This is a genomic window from Nostoc sp., assembly GCF_041747015.1.
Classification (GTDB): domain Bacteria; phylum Cyanobacteriota; class Cyanobacteriia; order Cyanobacteriales; family Nostocaceae; genus Nostoc.
The window spans coordinates 1-15,893 of sequence record NZ_JBGTFY010000248.1 but is presented as its reverse complement, the minus strand read 5'-3'; the positions used below and the strand labels follow the sequence as shown (position 1 = coordinate 15,893).

12 protein-coding genes and 2 pseudogenes are annotated in these 15,893 nt (G+C 40.2%); 8 read left to right on the top strand and 6 right to left on the bottom strand.

From position 1 onward, the window contains the following. Positions 1-103 (top strand): annotated as a pseudogene (locus ACEW80_RS20550) (IS5/IS1182 family transposase); the annotation flags it as partial. A gap of 20 nt (positions 104-123) precedes the next feature. Here the strand turns inward: ACEW80_RS20550 and ACEW80_RS20545 are convergent. Together ACEW80_RS20545 and ACEW80_RS20540 are read right to left on the bottom strand one after the other, a co-directional pair. Then, complete coding sequence (locus tag ACEW80_RS20545; protein ID WP_373528366.1) at positions 124-567, bottom strand: hypothetical protein; 444 nt, start codon at positions 565-567, stop codon at positions 124-126. Positions 568-938: 371 nt separating this feature from the next. Then, a complete protein-coding gene (locus tag ACEW80_RS20540) occupies positions 939-1,508 on the bottom strand; it encodes a PEP-CTERM sorting domain-containing protein (protein ID WP_373528365.1) in 570 nt (189 codons plus the stop codon). 351 nt (positions 1,509-1,859) lie between these two features. Here ACEW80_RS20540 and ACEW80_RS20535 point away from each other — a divergent pair, with 351 nt between their 5' ends. The 4 genes and pseudogenes from ACEW80_RS20535 to ACEW80_RS20520 all read left to right on the top strand — a co-directional run bounded on the left by ACEW80_RS20535 (position 1,860) and on the right by ACEW80_RS20520 (position 6,013). Next, positions 1,860-3,461 carry an alkaline phosphatase gene (locus ACEW80_RS20535; RefSeq protein WP_373528364.1) on the top strand — a complete coding sequence of 534 codons (1,602 nt, stop codon included), beginning with the start codon at positions 1,860-1,862 and terminating at the stop codon, positions 3,459-3,461. Between the two features lie 282 nt (positions 3,462-3,743). Continuing rightward, positions 3,744-3,989: pseudogene (locus ACEW80_RS20530) on the top strand (type II toxin-antitoxin system HicB family antitoxin). Between the two features lie 78 nt (positions 3,990-4,067). Then, positions 4,068-5,447, top strand: a complete 1,380-nt coding sequence (locus ACEW80_RS20525) for an AAA family ATPase (protein ID WP_373528363.1) — start codon at positions 4,068-4,070, stop codon at positions 5,445-5,447. A gap of 8 nt (positions 5,448-5,455) precedes the next feature. Next, entirely contained in the window at positions 5,456-6,013 is a 558-nt protein-coding gene (locus tag ACEW80_RS20520) for a hypothetical protein (RefSeq protein WP_373528362.1), read from the top strand. 34 nt (positions 6,014-6,047) lie between these two features. Here the strand turns inward: ACEW80_RS20520 and ACEW80_RS20515 are convergent, their stop codons facing one another. From ACEW80_RS20515 to ACEW80_RS20505, 3 genes are read right to left on the bottom strand one after another with little or no spacing between them, the layout of a single operon-like run. Continuing rightward, positions 6,048-6,749 carry a carbonic anhydrase gene (locus ACEW80_RS20515; RefSeq protein ID WP_373528361.1) on the bottom strand — a complete coding sequence of 234 codons (702 nt, stop codon included), beginning with the start codon at positions 6,747-6,749 and terminating at the stop codon, positions 6,048-6,050. 27 nt (positions 6,750-6,776) lie between these two features. Then, positions 6,777-7,088: a P-II family nitrogen regulator gene (locus ACEW80_RS20510; protein ID WP_373528360.1), complete on the bottom strand. Its 312-nt coding sequence runs from the start codon at positions 7,086-7,088 to the stop codon at positions 6,777-6,779. Between the two features lie 4 nt (positions 7,089-7,092). After that, complete coding sequence (locus ACEW80_RS20505; RefSeq protein ID WP_373528359.1) at positions 7,093-8,061, bottom strand: sodium-dependent bicarbonate transport family permease; 969 nt, start codon at positions 8,059-8,061, stop codon at positions 7,093-7,095. 402 nt (positions 8,062-8,463) lie between these two features. Between ACEW80_RS20505 and ACEW80_RS20500 the strand changes: the two genes are divergently transcribed. Next, positions 8,464-9,651, top strand: coding sequence for a TRC40/GET3/ArsA family transport-energizing ATPase (locus tag ACEW80_RS20500; RefSeq protein ID WP_373528358.1), 1,188 nt, complete (start codon positions 8,464-8,466; stop codon positions 9,649-9,651). 254 nt (positions 9,652-9,905) lie between these two features. Further along, entirely contained in the window at positions 9,906-13,217 is a 3,312-nt protein-coding gene (locus ACEW80_RS20495) for a GAF domain-containing protein (RefSeq protein ID WP_373528357.1), read from the top strand. Between the two features lie 386 nt (positions 13,218-13,603). On the opposite strand, the gene ACEW80_RS20490 is transcribed toward ACEW80_RS20495, so the two are convergent. Beyond that, a complete protein-coding gene (locus tag ACEW80_RS20490) occupies positions 13,604-14,122 on the bottom strand; it encodes a phosphoribosyltransferase (RefSeq protein WP_373528356.1) in 519 nt (172 codons plus the stop codon). A gap of 77 nt (positions 14,123-14,199) precedes the next feature. Here ACEW80_RS20490 and ACEW80_RS20485 point away from each other — a divergent pair, with 77 nt between their 5' ends. Beyond that, positions 14,200-15,651 (top strand): MFS transporter, encoded by a 1,452-nt coding sequence (locus tag ACEW80_RS20485; protein WP_373528355.1) that lies wholly within the window; start codon positions 14,200-14,202, stop codon positions 15,649-15,651. The last annotated feature ends 242 nt before the right edge of the window (positions 15,652-15,893 follow it).

Below are 15,893 nucleotides of genomic sequence, written 5' to 3'. Positions count from 1 at the left end.
GGGCTGTCGGCGATTAGTCAGAGATTATGAGTTATTGCCCGAAACATCTGAGACTTTTATCTACCTTGCCATGATCCGTATTATGGTAAGGCGACTGGCTTAATTTTTGACCTCCTAAAACTTTTAAAACACCCTCTTAACTAAAATCGGCTCATAGGCAATTTGAGGTGGTCGTTGCAAAGTTGCTTGAGTGGCATTGACAATGGACACATCCTCAGAAAGTGGTAACATCTCTAAATGGAAAAACTTGTAAAGAATTCTAATCGGTCTTAGAGAAAATAGTGCCAGACTATAAGGGTGGCTCATATACTCAAAGAATTTCCGCCGCGAAACCATCCCCGCATAGTGTTGATTATTAGTTAGGATAATTCCTGGCAGTAAAGGCTCTTGATTAAAAAGCATAACTAACTCATTGCCTGAACGCTCTATTTCAATCTCAACCTGCCAAAAGGCTAATTCTTGCAAAGTTGACTCTAATCGCAAGTTGGGCTGATTACCATTTGTCATGCCACCCATCGCCGGCATACTCTCAATCCTTGACCGTTGAAGCAATATTTCTGGTAACATACTGAATACCCGCATCTAGAATTTCAAAGTTCATCAATCGTTACAAGCTTATATTTCCCAGATTGATACCCATAATTCACAAGTAAAATGTGGAAAAATAAATTATTCTAGATAGCTGATACTTTTCTGACTACGTTCTTCACAAGCCTGACGTAAACCCGATCTTTCTAACGTGATAAAAAAAGTTGGAGCGATCGCTCTTCTGATGTAACATCAAGTTAATACTAACCTACAAGAAATAGTTGGATATTTTTTACTTGGAAGTCCTATAATATCCAAATCCCCAACTTCTTTGAGAAGTCGGGGATATATACTTTATGAGCGTTTATGTTTAATTAGGTTGACTTAATTAACCGTCTCTTAAACAAAGGTTAAAGTTTAATCCTTTTCATTGATGTTGCCTTTCTCTTCAACATCCAACCAAGACCACAGGCAAATAGAGTACCACCTAAGGTTGTCGGCTCAGGTATTGTCTGATAAGAAACTTTACCAGAGAAGAGTTCAGTATTTGGAGAAGTACTGGAAAAAATTGTCAAATCCTCACCAACGATTTCATAACTTATAAAGTTGGAAGGATCAGTTTTATCGTCAAATGTATATTCTAATCCTACAGAAGATGGCTCTCCGGTCAAGTATGTGCTTGAAAATACAATGGGAAAGTCTGGGTAGTTTAAATCATCTTGTTCGGTGTAAGCAGTGGATTCCCCATCGAATTGGAAATAGAGCGACTTAACTATCGCTTCTGGAACGCTGTCATTACTGAAAGTTGAGTCGTCAAAGCTAAAAAAGCCCTTTCCTGTATTTATCGAACTATCAACAGTAAAAGCGTAATTAACAATTGCAGCAGATGCAGATTTTGCATCTACAGTAGCCAAACTCAGAGCAAGGCCAGCAGCAGCAAGCCCTAATTGTGAAATCAATTTCATTTCAATTTTCCTCACGATAAACTTCTGCAATTAATGCAGACTGCAAAGTTTAGAAATAAGCTGATTCTAACTTTCTGATCTCCTTGCTTATTTGCAAAGGGTTCCTCACAGATTAAAACAGTGATTATTATTACCCCTGTTCAAAGAAAGGAAACAAGTTGCCAAATACTTGGAGTTAAATTATTTTGAGGTGATGAGTTTAAGCAGAGTTTAATTGCAGGTAAAGAAAATGGCTGAGTTAATTTATATAAAGTCCGATGACAAATTTTTCATTAACCTTCGTATAACCCAATCTTTACTTATTGCCATAACAGAATATGGTAAAAACTTATCCTGTAATACTTTTTAAGGTTGTATTTATTTAGTATGGAATCTAATCAGCCATTAAAGCTAAACCGTCGCCAGTTTTTGCTACGTTCAACTATTACAGCTGGTGGAATTATCTCCACAAATTTTGGATCAAAATCTCAAGTTTTTGCCCAAGCACCTGCAATTATCACCTCTGATAAAATGCGTCCTGCCATACCTTATGGCGTAGCTAGCGGAGATATCTCTAACGATAGCATTGTGATTTGGAGTCGGTGCGATCGCCCCGCCAAAATGATCGTAGAATATTCTACCAGTGAATCTTTTAGAAATGTGCAGCGAATTTTGGGGCCTCAAGCTCTAGAAAATAGCGATTTTACAGCCCGACTTTTTCTGAGGAACCTGCCACAAAACCAACAAATATTTTATCGGGTGATTTTCCAAGATTTAGATTATAAAAACACCTACAGCGCTCCTTTTCGTGGCTCTTTCCGTACTCCCCCCAAATCTGGACGAGATATATTCTTTGTTTGGGGTGGTGACACAGCCGGTCAAGGATGGGGTATCAATCCTGATTTCGGTGGGATGAAAATTTACGAAACCATGCGTAAACTAAATCCCGACTTTTTCATTCATTCTGGCGACAATATTTACGCTGATGGTGTCATTCAACCACAAGTAACGCTAGACGACGGCACTATTTGGAAAAACATCACTACACCCGAAAAATCCAAAGTAGCAGAAACGCTAACCGAATATCGTGGTAACTATATTTACAATTTACTGGATGAAAACATCAAGCGTTTCAATGCTGAAGTTCCGATGTTGGCACAGTGGGACGACCACGAAGTTACAAACAACTGGTATCCTGGGGAATTTCTTTTAAGTGATGACCGCTACACAGTCAAAGATGTTAACTTGCTAGCCGAAAGGGGAAGGCAAGCATTTTTGGAATATATGCCTGTTGGGTATGCAACCGATAATCCAGACAAAGCGAGAATTTATCGCTCCTTCAAGCATGGCTCATTACTAGACATTTTCATGCTAGACGAGCGCACCTACCGGGGGAAAAATACCCCTAATCGTCAGCCAGTACCAAGTAAAGAAACAGAAATGCTGGGCAGAACACAAATACAATGGCTGAAAAGGCAATTGTTATCATCAAAAGCAACATGGAAAGTGATTGCTAGTGATATGCCTTTAGGACTGATAATTCGAGATGGTACAACAGACTTTGAAGCTTGGGCTAACGGAGATGGCCCGGTTTTAGGAAGAGAACTAGAAATTGCCGATTTACTACGATTTATCAAAAATAAGAATATTCAGAATGTTGTGTGGTTAACTGCTGATGTACATTACGCAGCAGCTCACTATTACGACCCTTCTAAAGCGCAGTTTACCGACTTTAAGCCTTTTTGGGAGTTCGTTGCCGGGCCTCTTAACTCTGGCACGTTTGGCCCCAACCAATTAGAAAATACCTTTGGCCCACAATTGATATTTCAAAGCCTTCCTCTAGGTACGAAAGCAAATCGACCTCCAAGTGAGGGTTTGCAATTCTTTGGAGGAGTTAAAATCAATGAAAATACAAAGGTGATGACGGTAACACTGCGTAACTTGGCTGGGAAAACTGTTTACAGTGTAGATTTGCCGCCAGAAAAATAAGTTACTAAAAATGTAGCGAAATATAGCCAGTTAGATAGAGTAATTATGCAATGTTTTGCTCTGTCTGCTGGCTTTGTTGTTTTTTTGCTGAGATGTTGAATAAAGAAAAAACCTGGCGTTACTGAATCAAAGGATGAATGTCTCACGCAAAGACGCAAAGAAAAATCTGTAAAATCATCCCATATTTATACAACGCTGAAAAACTTTGTGCGTAGCTTGCCGCCGTAGGCATCGCTACTGTTAGGAGCTAAATTTAGATAAGTACTGGATTTTTCAATTGTTATGCTGGTAAGCTACATAGACCAAGCAATAGAACTAGCGGTTTATGAGATCATTGAAGATGATCAAACTTATTGGGGTGAAATTCCAAGCTTATAAGGAGTCTAGGCAAATCATCAAATTCTAGAAGGATGTATGCGGGAATTAAGAGAAGCTTTAAGTGACTGGCTAGCGCTACGGTTACATTTGGGGTTAACGATTCCCGTAATCGCTGGTATCAACCTTAGCGAATTGAAAGTTGAAATTTAAACGCAAAGGAACGCAGAGTTTTGGTATTAAGTCTGTCGAAATAGGAAAAGTAAATTTTTAGCATTTTTGGAGTTGGTCATGCTTAAGAAACTCATCCTAGAAAATTGGAAAAGTTTTCGTTATGCCGAGCTTCCACTTGACCCGTTGACCGTTCTTATTGGTACGAATGCGAGTGGAAAATCTAATGTAGCTGAAGCGTTAGAGTTGCTCAAAAGAATTGTCAGAGGTGAGGATATTGAAGTAGCTTTAGCAGGAAATAAAACTCTTTCTTCCATTCGAGGCGGTGTTGAATGGGCTGCTCTTAAACCGAAAACTCAATTTATATTAAAACTACTAGTTCAAGGTGAAGATGACAATACAGATTATTTTTATAGTATTACAGTACAAACTCAGCCAAATGTTCATATTGTCCAAGAATATCTTGAAAGACAAAAAATATCATCAGATTTTCAGGTTAGTCATGAAATTTTAATAAATAATAATATTTTAACAAATAAATCATATTTACCAGAAGTTACCCACTTGTTTGCACAAAGACAAAAGGAACGTGATAAATTGATGCTGGGACTTAGTAAGTTAAATAATGCCAACCAAGAGTTATTGCAAAAAGTTAATACACTCAAAGAAAATATAACTACTAATGAGGTAAAAACTGAAGTAACTATTGAAAAAATAGAAGATGTCAAGAAAATAACGACTGATTTGTTTGAAATCATCTATAAGAATGATAATAAGTTTAATTTGATTAGTGATTCTATTAAATTAATAGATATCATGATTTATAAAATTAGTAATATTTTTGTATTAAATCCCGTTCCTTCTATGATGCGTGATTATTCACATTTATCTAACATTTTAGAAAGCGATGGTTCTAATATTGCTGGTGTACTAGCAGCATTGGATGGTGAACAAAAAGCCGAAGTCGAATCAACTCTATCAGCATACATCAAAGATTTCCCAGAAGGCGATATTAAAAAAGTATTTGCAGAACCAGTTGGAAGACTTAAAACTGATGCGATGCTTTACTGTGAAGAAGAATGGAAACCTGGACACATCACAGAAATTGATGCTAGAAGTATGTCAGATGGAACTTTACGCTTTATAGCAATTCTTACAGCGTTGCTTACTCGACCAGAAGGTAGTCAACTAGTAATTGAAGAAATAGATAATGGGCTTCATCCTTCGCGTGCACAATTGCTGGTAAAAATACTGCGAGAAATTGGCGAAAAAAGAAAAATTGATATTTTACTAACTACCCATAACCCAGCTTTACTTGATGCTTTAGGACCAGAGATAGTTCCTTTTGTGGTTGTTGCACACCGCGATTCTGAAACCGGAGAAAGTAAGCTTACACTTTTAGAAGATATTGATAATTTTTCTAAGTTGTTTGCATCATATTCTTTGGGTGATATGACAACTAGGGGTGCAATTGAAAGAAGCCTTTCCCATAATGAATAGTTACTAATATGAGAAAGGTGCTACTCATTGATACATCGCTTTTATGCGTTTGGTTACAAGTTCCAGGTAGAGAAACTGCTGGTAATAATGAATGGAATTTTGAGCGCGTAAATCAGAAAATTCAAGCAGAAATCGCCAAAGGAACAACGCTGGTACTTCCTTTAGCTACTGTTATAGAAACAGGTAATCACATTGCACAGGCTAAAACAGCAAATTCAGAAAGTAAACGTATAGCAGCTCAAAAATTTGCCGAAATCATAACTTATGCAGCTGATGAAACAACACCTTGGGCTAAGTTCCGTGAGCAAATTGTTCTGTGGGAGGAGGAAAAATTGAAAGATTTAGCGGCTAAATTCCCCAATCAAGCTGTAGAAAAGACTTCTATGGGTGATGCTAGTATTGTCATTTTGGGCAAGTACTACCATGAAAAAAAAGACTACCATGTAGAGTTTCTAACTGATGATGACAAGCTAAAATCACACGAACCACCGCCACCACAGCCACCTACACGGCGTAGCGATGCCTACGGCGGCAAGCTACGCACCAAAAATATAAAATATCCTTGAGCGATCGCTTAATTGTTGAGAATTATCTGCCGAATTAAGTAATAATAGTTACCTTCCCTGTATCCAAATCGTAACGACCCCCTACAATTTTTAACTTGCCCGATCGCACCTGCTCAGTTAAAAGCTGCGATCGCTTCAATTGTTCAATTTGATATTGCACGTTTGCAACCACAGCATTTTCCACTGTGTCACCCGGTTGATTTTTGACCTGATCTACTGCTGGCTTAATTGCCTTAACAAAAGTACTAATATCACCGAGTAACGATTCGTTTTTTACAGCTGCGGTTACAGCCCCACAACGCTCATGACCCATCACCATCAGCAACGGAGAACTTAACAAGACAACCGCATATTCAATACTGCCGATCGCTTCATGTGTAGCAATATTTCCGGCAATCCGAACATCAAAAATGTCTCCAATACCCTGATCAAAAACAATTTCTGCCGGTACTCGTGAATCCGCACAACTGAGGATAGTTGCAAATGGATGTTGAGCTTGAGCAACTTCCTGCAACCGCAGCGCAGATTGATCGGGGTATTGGGGTTGATGCTTAACAAATCGTTGATTTCCCTCCATCAGCTTTTGCAGCGCTGCATCAGGACTGAGGGATTCAGGGAGGGTTGAGGGGATTTCAGCAGCTTTAGCTTGTTCAACCTGCCAGAGTAAATCGCTGGCAGTTACCGCCATCCCAAACGCCCCGGTCATTCCTAACTTCAAAAATTCACGACGTTCCATGAAATGCTTCACTGAATTTATAATTTTTTAAATCGACGCAACACATCTAACAGAGCGAATTTCCATGACATCGGAAACGTAACAACTACCTCCGAACTTGTTGAGAAGTGGTCTGAGATTTTCTACAACAGGCTTGAGTTGTTCTGGCATACAAAATGCGAGGATGTAAACATTATCAAGCATGGTCATGTCTAAATCTTCCGTCGTTCCTCGTAATCCTTTACCAGCAACATTTTTAATTACGGCATGGCTATGTACACCGGACTTGTCTAGACTATCTAAAATTTTGGCAAGCTCAAAGGAGTTGGCGATAATTTCGATCTTTTTAACTAGGTGCATATTATTAGCTCCAAAATAGGTTAATTCCGTAGAGATATAACGGAATTCCCACAATAATATTGAACGGAAATGTCACTGCTAGAGCAGTGGAAACATACAGGCTGGGATTTGCTTCGGGAACAGTCATCCGCATCGCCGCTGGGACAGCAATATAAGAAGCACTGGCACACAATACAGCGAATAATAGCGAATCTCCCCGAGGCATACCGATGAATTTGGCGATCGCCAACCCAATGCCTGCATTGACTATTGGAATTAGTATGGCAAATAAAATCAAGAAAACTCCGGTTTTTTGCAAGTCTTTAATTCTTCTAGCAGCGACTAGTCCCATATCCAGTAAAAAGAAGGTGAGAACACCATAAAATAACCCTTGAGCAAAGGGTTCTAATACCTTCCAACCGTGTTCTCCTGTCAATACACCAATCAAGAGGCTACCGACTAATAGAAAAACTGAACTATTAAGAAATGCTTCTTTCAACACTTCCGACCAAGCAAACTCTCGCTTTTCATCGGCGGTGAATATATTCACCAAGATCAGACCAACAATGATCGCTGGAGATTCCATTAGGGCAAGAGCTGCTACCATGTAGCCATCAAAGGGAATACCAAGCTCATCGAGAAAAGAACTAGCGGTGATGAAAGTGACAGCACTGATAGAACCGTAGGTTGCAGCGATCGCCGCCGCATCGTAAGTATCCAGTTTCCATTTCAGGATAAAAAAGGTGTAAATTGGCACAAAACAAGCCATCATCATTGCTGCCAGGAGTGTTAGAACTACTTCCTGGGTAATGCCGCTTTTGATTAGTTCTACCCCTCCTTTAAAACCAATGGCAAAGAGTAGATACAACGAAAGGAGTTTGGGCGCTGGTGGAGGAATTTCCAGATCAGACTTGACAAAAACAGCAGTCATGCCTAAAAAGAAAAACAGGATTGGCGGATTTAAAAAGTTAGATACAATTAAGCTAAAATCCATATCCATTCCTCTTTAATACTGGCTGGTCAAAACTGCAATTAAAGAAAATTTTCATCTTTAAAAATTTAACGGTTGAATCATGATGTATCGTGTATCGCTACCCAATGTCAATATAATTCCTAATTGATAATGGCAAATTATTTGATGTTTGATTCCCCGTCGCTGATTTTACGACAGAAAGCGCAGGATTAACAATTCAAAATTTACTATAGGACTCATATTTGATTTCTGAACAGGATTTCAGATGAAACCCTGGTAAAACGAGCTTTTCAGTCTCAGTATAGTTTCAAAAATCAAACCGGAGTCCTATATTCACGCCTAGACGTGGTAAAACAACATTTATTTTCCTTAAACAGTTCATAATGTAAATAAATGTAAAAAATCCTCACACAGGAAACATCTATGCGTGTAATTTTAATGACCGGCAAAGGCGGCGTGGGCAAAACCTCCGTAGCTGCTGCAACCGGACTTCGTTGTGCAGAACTAGGCTATCAGACATTGGTTTTAAGTACAGATCCCGCTCACTCCCTGGCAGACAGTTTTGACATGGAACTGGGACATACACCCCAAAAAATCCGCCCAAATCTGTGGGGTGCTGAACTGGATGCGTTGCAAGAACTGGAGGGAAACTGGGGGGCTGTAAAACGTTACATTACCCAAGTTTTGCAGGCAAGGGGTTTAGACGGCGTACAAGCGGAAGAATTGGCAATTTTACCAGGCATGGATGAGATTTTTGGCTTGGTAAGGATGAAACGCCATTACGATGAAGGTGAGTTTGATGTCTTAATTATCGACTCAGCCCCCACCGGCACAGCACTGCGCTTACTGAGTTTACCTGAAGTCGGTGGCTGGTATATGCGTCGTTTTTACAAACCATTTCAAAACATCTCCGTAGCACTTCGACCTTTGGTTGAACCTTTTTTTAGGCCAATTGCTGGTTTTTCGCTACCCGATAAAGAAGTGATGGATGCACCTTACGAGTTTTATGAACAAATTGAAGCTCTGGAAAAAGTATTAACAGACAATACTCAAACCTCAGTGCGTCTGGTCACAAATCCCGAAAAGATGGTGATTAAAGAGTCTCTCCGCGCTCACGCTTACCTGAGTTTGTATAATGTTGCAACAGATTTAATAGTGGCTAATCGGATCATTCCTAGCGTTGTCCAAGACCCATTTTTCCGACGTTGGAAGGAAAGTCAGGAGCAATATCGCCAAGAAATTCATGATAATTTCCACCCTCTCCCTGTGAAAGAAGTTCCCCTCTTTTCTGAAGAAATGTGCGGATTACCTGCATTAGAACGCCTGAAGGAAACTCTTTATAAAGATGAAGATCCGACTCAGATTTATTACAAAGAAACGACCATCAGAATCGTGCAAGAGGACAACCAATATAGTTTGCAACTTTACTTACCTGGAATTCCTAAAGACCAAGTTCAACTGAGTAAAACCGGAGATGAATTACACATTACTATTGGCAACCACCGTCGCAACTTAGTTTTGCCGCAAGCCTTAGCAGCATTACAACCAGCCGGGGCAAAAATGGAAGACGACTATTTGAAAATCCGCTTTGCTGACAACACAAGAGTTTAATTTTGTTGCTAAGGTAATGTTTAATAAAAAGTTAACACGAAAAAGCGAGAATCTTTTCTTGTAGCTAGTACAGACGCAACTCTTTTAGCGTCTTTTTTTATGATTTTTTGGTGAATTTTTATGAAAGGAAAATAAATATTTCTAATAGTATTTGACCGTAGTTTCACTGAAGACAAATTGATTAAATAAATCACAAAATAGCTTTAGATTTAATTATTTAGTTTGCAAATTATTAATTTATTTTGCTATAAGCGATGACCTCGAACCCTGAAGAAGATTTGCTCTTATGTCGCCATGAAGAAGGTTTATTACGCCGCATTACAAACCGTATCCGACGTAGCTTAGAGTTGGAAGAGATTATCACAGTCACAACGGTAGAGGTGCGATCGCTACTAAAAACTGACCGAGTGATGATTTACAAATTTCATGACGATAGCAGCGGTCAAGTGATCGCTGAGTCAATTTACGAAAATCGGTTGCCGTCACTACTGGGGCTGAATTTCCCTGCTGATGATATTCCACTCGCCGCCCGTGAACTATTTACTAAATCACGGGTGCGTTCTGTTGTGAATGTTGATACTCAAGAGATTGGTCAAAGTCACTTACATGACTTGGAAAATGGAGAAATCATCTCAGAGGAGATCCGTTACCGCCCTGTAGATCCATGTCATGTTGAATATTTGACGGCAATGGGGGTAAAGTCTTCTGTAATAGCGCCGATTATTTATCAAGAGCAACTTTGGGGGCTGTTGGTGTCTCATAATTCAGAAGCGCGTTTAATTTCAGAATATGAACTAGAAGCAGTGCAGATGGTAGTCGAGCAGATGTCAGTAGCGATCGCTCAAAGTACCCTCCTCACTCAAGTCCGCAAAAAAGCTGGACGTGAAGCGATTATTAACCGCGTTGCGAACCTAGTGCATTCACTACCGACGATTGCATTACAACCAGCTCTAGAAGCGGCTGTTGCTGCCTTTAATGGTGTTGGTGGCAGGCTTTGCATTAGAAATGCACCTTTTGATTCCCACGATAGCAACCTGAGCAGTTTAACAGAATGCTTAATCCCAGGAAATAATTGTCTTAAGCTTTATATCTGTGGACAGCAACCTGTGATGCCAGAACAAACTATATATCCACTGATCGAGCAGTATAGTGTCTGGCAGGAACACTACAAGTCTGGCAACTATGATGTTTGGGCAATTTCAGATATATACAACATTTCTGGCTTGCGAACTTTGCAAGTTGCTTTTCAACCAACTAAAATTCGCGGGATGTTGATGATCCCACTCCTGTATCGTCAGCATTTGCTAGGCTACTTAAGTATTTTCCGCAACGAAATAGATACAGAAACTCTATGGGCGGGGCAGCATGACAGCGATCAAAGGCAACTCTATCCCCGGCTATCATTTGAGCTTTGGCGCGAATCTAAAAAGGCTCAAGCTCAAAAATGGACGGATGAAGAGATTGAACTGGCTAGAGAACTGGGTAAACACTTTGCTTCGGCAATTCAGCAGTATGAACTATATCAACAAATCCAAAACTTCAACCAGAATTTAGAAAAACAAGTTAAAAGACGCACAGTTGAGTTACAAAAGACAGCTGAACAACAACAAGCTGTATTTAAAGTGATTACCGAAATTCGGGAATCTCTTGACACAGATACCATTTTTCAAACCACTACTAAAGAGGTTTGTCAATTAATCAAAGCCGATCGCGTTTCTGTTTATCGTTTTGATTCTGACTGGGGTGGGGAATTTGTCGGGGATTTTGAGGCTGCTAGTCCATACTGGTCGAATGAGTCTGAACTAGGTCTGAATATAATTTGGAATGACACCTACTTGCAGGACACACAGGGAGGACGCTACCGCAACAATGAAACATCCACAGTCGATGACATCCACAAGATGGGGTTTGCTCAGTGTCATATCGATATTCTAGAGCAGTTTCAAATTCACGCTTTTGTGCTTGCTCCGATTTTTGTTGGGCAAAAACTTTGGGGTTTGCTGGCAACTTATCAACACACTGGTAGCCGTCAATGGAAAGCCTCGGAAGTTAACTTTCTTAGTCAGATTGCGGGACAAATGGGCGTAGCACTCCAGCAAGCTAATTTACTTACTCAAACCCGACAACAAGCGTTATATTTGGAACAAGCAGCAGAACAACAACGGGTATTGTTTGAAGTTGTTACCAAAGTTAGAGAATCTCTCGACCTAGATGCGATTTTTCACACAACCACCCAAGAAATCTGCAAATCACTACAAGCGGATCGAGTTGCAGTCTATCGGTTCCTGGCTAATTGGAGTGGTGAATATATTGCTGAGTTTGTGGGTAATGGCTGGGTAAAGGTAGTAGGTTCTGATACCAACACAGTTTGGGAAGATCGCTATTTGCAGGAAACTCAAGGTGGGCGATATCGTCACAATGAAAGCTTTGCAGTTGATGACATCTATAAAGCTGGCCACTCTGAATGCCATATTACGGCTCTAGAGCAAATTCAAGCCAGGGCTTATGCGATCGCACCCATATTTGTCGGGCAAGAGCTATGGGGCTTGCTAGCAGCTTACCAGAATTCTGCCCCCCGCCATTGGGAAAGCTCAGAAATTCAGTTCATCACTCAAATTGGCAATCAGCTTGGGGTTGCACTTCAACAAGCTCAATTGCATAACCAGACCAAGGAGCAGACCCAAAAGTTGACTCTAGCTCTGGATAATTTAAAGCAAACTCAAACCCAACTGATCCAAACTGAGAAAATGTCTTCACTAGGTCAACTCGTAGCTGGTGTTGCTCACGAAATTAATAACCCAGTAAATTTCATTTATGGCAACATCAATCATGTCAACAATTACACCCAAGATTTACTCAGTCTACTAGACCTCTATTTGCAAAATACCCCTAACCCCACCACTGAGATTCGCGATCGCGCATTCGAGATAGACTTAGAATTTCTCATTGAGGATTTGCCTAAAACTCTATCCTCTATGCAAGCTGGGGTTGAGCGCATCCGGCAAATTGTCTTGAGTTTACGGAATTTCTCTCGCCTTGACGAGGCAGAAATGAAGCCAGTTGATATTCACGAGGGCATTGATAGCACCTTGCTAATTTTGCAGCATCGCTTGAAAGCAAAACCGGAAAGTCCAGATATTGAATTAGTCAAAAAGTATGGCGACCTTCCCTTAGTAGAGTGCTATGCTGGACCACTCAATCAGGTATTTATGAATGTTTTAAGCAATGCGATCGATGCTCTAGAAGATTATGGCGAATCTCAATCAAAACTTTATAAAAGTCAGATTACCATTCGTACTGCTGTCAAAGAGATGGAAGGCAATTTAAAGAGCGTAGTAATTTGCATTACGGACAATGGACCAGGAATACCCGAAGACCTGAAAGCAAAAATTTGTGACCCATTTTTCACTACTAAGGCAGTGGGAAAAGGCACTGGTTTAGGATTGTCAATTAGTTACCAGATAGTCGTGGAGAAACACCGTGGTGTGTTTAAATGTGATTCTCAGCCAGGGTTAGGTACAGAATTTTGGATTGAAATTCCGGTGACACAAATCACCAAATTGTAGAAACCAAAAAATAAACTCGTGTAGCGATTGTTTTATTTAACATATACCCCTCCCAATTGACTGATTGGAGGGGATTTTATTGCTTATAGCGTTTCCTAATCACATGAGGTACATCATAGCCTCCACCTCGCTTGCGGGGAGGGGGTTGGGGGTGGGGTTCTTGTACCTCACTCAACTGAGAACTGCTATAAGTCGTCGCCCAAAGACATAACTATAGGATTACTATTTGATTTTTGAACCAAATTAGGTATTGTAGAGTGTGTTAGAACGGAGTTCGTAACGCACTATTATTAAGGGTTTGATGCGTTACGCTGTCGCTAACACATCCTACGTATATTTTCAGAAATCAAACCGGATTCCTATAGCAACTTGGATTAGTATCTGAATCAACACGGTTGACTTACTTTAGTTGCCAGTTCTGCGAGGTTCATCTGCTCATAGTGTTCAAAGGGTTGATGAATCCAGGGGTTATCAGATAAGTAATCGACATAGTAATCGGGTGCTATAAATGAACAGGCTTTATACCAAAGAACGGCGGTGCGAATTTCTTCAATGGGTGAATCACTATTTTGCTTGAGCCAAGGTATAGTCTGTTGAAGTGTGATCCCAGAATCTACCAAATCATCCACTAGGAGAATCCGCGAACCTAATTTTTCAGTAGTCATGGTTAAGTGGCGGGAGAAAATTAAATTACTTCTTTCTTGCTTGCCAGTGCCACTGTAAGATGAGGTTGCTAAAATTGCCAGTGGTTGCTGGTATATACGGGAGAGAATATCTCCAACTCGTAGTCCTCCTCTAGCAAGACAGATAATCTGGTTGAATTCCCAACTGGATTGATAAATCTGAATAGCCAGTTGTTCAATTTTTTGGTGATAATCTGACCAAGAAACATAAAGGTCTGGCATAAGTTAAACCGGAATGGTAGATAGCTAGTATTGAAGGCAATCGCAAACTTTTTATTTTAGTGTGAGCGCAAGTTATTATGAACGATTCTGCTGCTGCTGGCGATGCCCAACAAAATCTTCTCAGTAAAAAACTCGACTTTAAAACAAAACTGGCTTACGGTGCAGGAGATTTAGGCCCAGCAATTACTGCAAATATCTCCGTCTTTTATCTGCTGATTTTCTTTACTAATGTCGCTGGTATCCCTGCGGGTTTAGCTGGCAGTATTTTGTTGATTGGCAAAATTTGGGATGGCGTAAATGATCCGCTTGTGGGGTTCCTGACTGATAAAACGAAATCTCGTCGCTGGGGTCGTCGTCTTCCTTGGATGTTTTATGGAGCAATTCCCTTTGGAATTTTCTTTTTCTTGCAGTGGATTGTACCGCAATTTAGTGCAAATCAGAGTGACAATATTGGGCCGTTGTTCTGGTACTACGTAGGGATTGGGATAGTATCTCAGTCGTTTTACACGGTTGTGAATTTGCCTTATACGGCCATGACTCCAGAACTAACTCAAGATTATGACGAACGCACTAGTCTTAACAGCTATCGCTTTACATTTTCCATTGGTGGTAGCATTCTGTCATTGATTTTAGCGCTAATTATTTTTTGGCAAATTCCCGATCGCCAACAAGCATATCTCGTTTTAGCAGCAGTTTGTACTGTCATCTCGATTTTAGGATTATATTGGTGCGTTTTTGGAGTCCGCGATCGCATCCTGGCTTTTGAGGCCAAACGCATCCAAATCGAGTCACCTGCATCCCTTCCCTTCTTTGAACAGCTAAAAATTGTCTTCAGCAACCGCCCTGTTCTATTTGTTATTGGTATATATCTTTTTTCTTGGCTAGGTGTGCAGATTACAGCCAGCATTATTCCCTATTTTGTAGTCGATTGTATGGGTCTAAAATTTGAAGATGTACCCCCAGTGCTGATTGCAGTCCAAGGAACTGCTTTGTTAATGCTATTTGTCTGGGGGGCGCTGAGTAAAAAATTCGGGAAAAAAGTTGTTTATTTTCTGGGAATGAGTTTGTGGATAATAGCCGCCGCCGGACTATTTTTCTTACAACCTGGTCAAATAGTTTTGATGTATTTTATGGCTGTCATGGCGGGTATTGGTGTATCTACAGCTTATCTAATTCCCTGGTCGATGATTCCAGATGTAATTGAACTAGATGAACTCCAAACCGGACAACGCAGAGAAGGGATTTTTTATGGCTTCATGGTTTTGCTACAAAAATTTGGTTTAGCTTTCGGGCTATTTTTGGTGGGAAATGCTTTGCAAATATCGGGTTTCAAAGAATCTGTAGCCGGAAGTCCACTACCTACCCAACCGGAATCGGCACTGTTTGCGATTCGCATTGCCGTTGGCCCCATACCTACAGTTTGTTTGATTTGTGGCTTAGTTTTAGCGTATTTTTACCCGATTACCCGCGAGATGCACGCAGAGATTATGCTGAAACTCAAAGAACGGCAAGAGAAGAGGGGGAGTTAAAATAATTCGTAATTCGTAATTCAAGCTCAGAGGTTCATTCACGAAGCTCAGAGGTTCATTAGCAAAGTTCTAATACTTTTCCAAGAGGATAATTTCCTAGGTGCCTATACTTTTGCAGTTTTTACTATTTGTGGATGAGTAATAATACTCATGGCATGAGAAGAGGATTTCTTTAAAAACTAGTTCACTAACGCGTCGGACTAGTTATTTTTTTTACATAACTAGGTTGTTTCACACTTAAT

Bases quoted from the DNA above. Each gene is read 5' to 3' on its own strand.
- ACEW80_RS20545 (WP_373528366.1), bottom strand. From the start codon at position 567: ATGTTACCAGAAATATTGCTTCAACGGTCAAGGATTGAGAGTATGCCG.
- ACEW80_RS20535 (WP_373528364.1), top strand. From the start codon at position 1,860: ATGGAATCTAATCAGCCATTAAAGCTAAACCGTCGCCAGTTTTTGCTA.
- ACEW80_RS20525 (WP_373528363.1), top strand. From the start codon at position 4,068: ATGCTTAAGAAACTCATCCTAGAAAATTGGAAAAGTTTTCGTTATGCC.
- ACEW80_RS20520 (WP_373528362.1), top strand. From the start codon at position 5,456: ATGAGAAAGGTGCTACTCATTGATACATCGCTTTTATGCGTTTGGTTA.
- ACEW80_RS20515 (WP_373528361.1), bottom strand. From the start codon at position 6,749: ATGGAACGTCGTGAATTTTTGAAGTTAGGAATGACCGGGGCGTTTGGG.
- ACEW80_RS20510 (WP_373528360.1), bottom strand. From the start codon at position 7,088: ATGCACCTAGTTAAAAAGATCGAAATTATCGCCAACTCCTTTGAGCTT.
- ACEW80_RS20505 (WP_373528359.1), bottom strand. From the start codon at position 8,061: ATGGATTTTAGCTTAATTGTATCTAACTTTTTAAATCCGCCAATCCTG.
- ACEW80_RS20500 (WP_373528358.1), top strand. From the start codon at position 8,464: ATGCGTGTAATTTTAATGACCGGCAAAGGCGGCGTGGGCAAAACCTCC.
- ACEW80_RS20495 (WP_373528357.1), top strand. From the start codon at position 9,906: ATGACCTCGAACCCTGAAGAAGATTTGCTCTTATGTCGCCATGAAGAA.
- ACEW80_RS20490 (WP_373528356.1), bottom strand. From the start codon at position 14,122: ATGCCAGACCTTTATGTTTCTTGGTCAGATTATCACCAAAAAATTGAA.
- ACEW80_RS20485 (WP_373528355.1), top strand. From the start codon at position 14,200: ATGAACGATTCTGCTGCTGCTGGCGATGCCCAACAAAATCTTCTCAGT.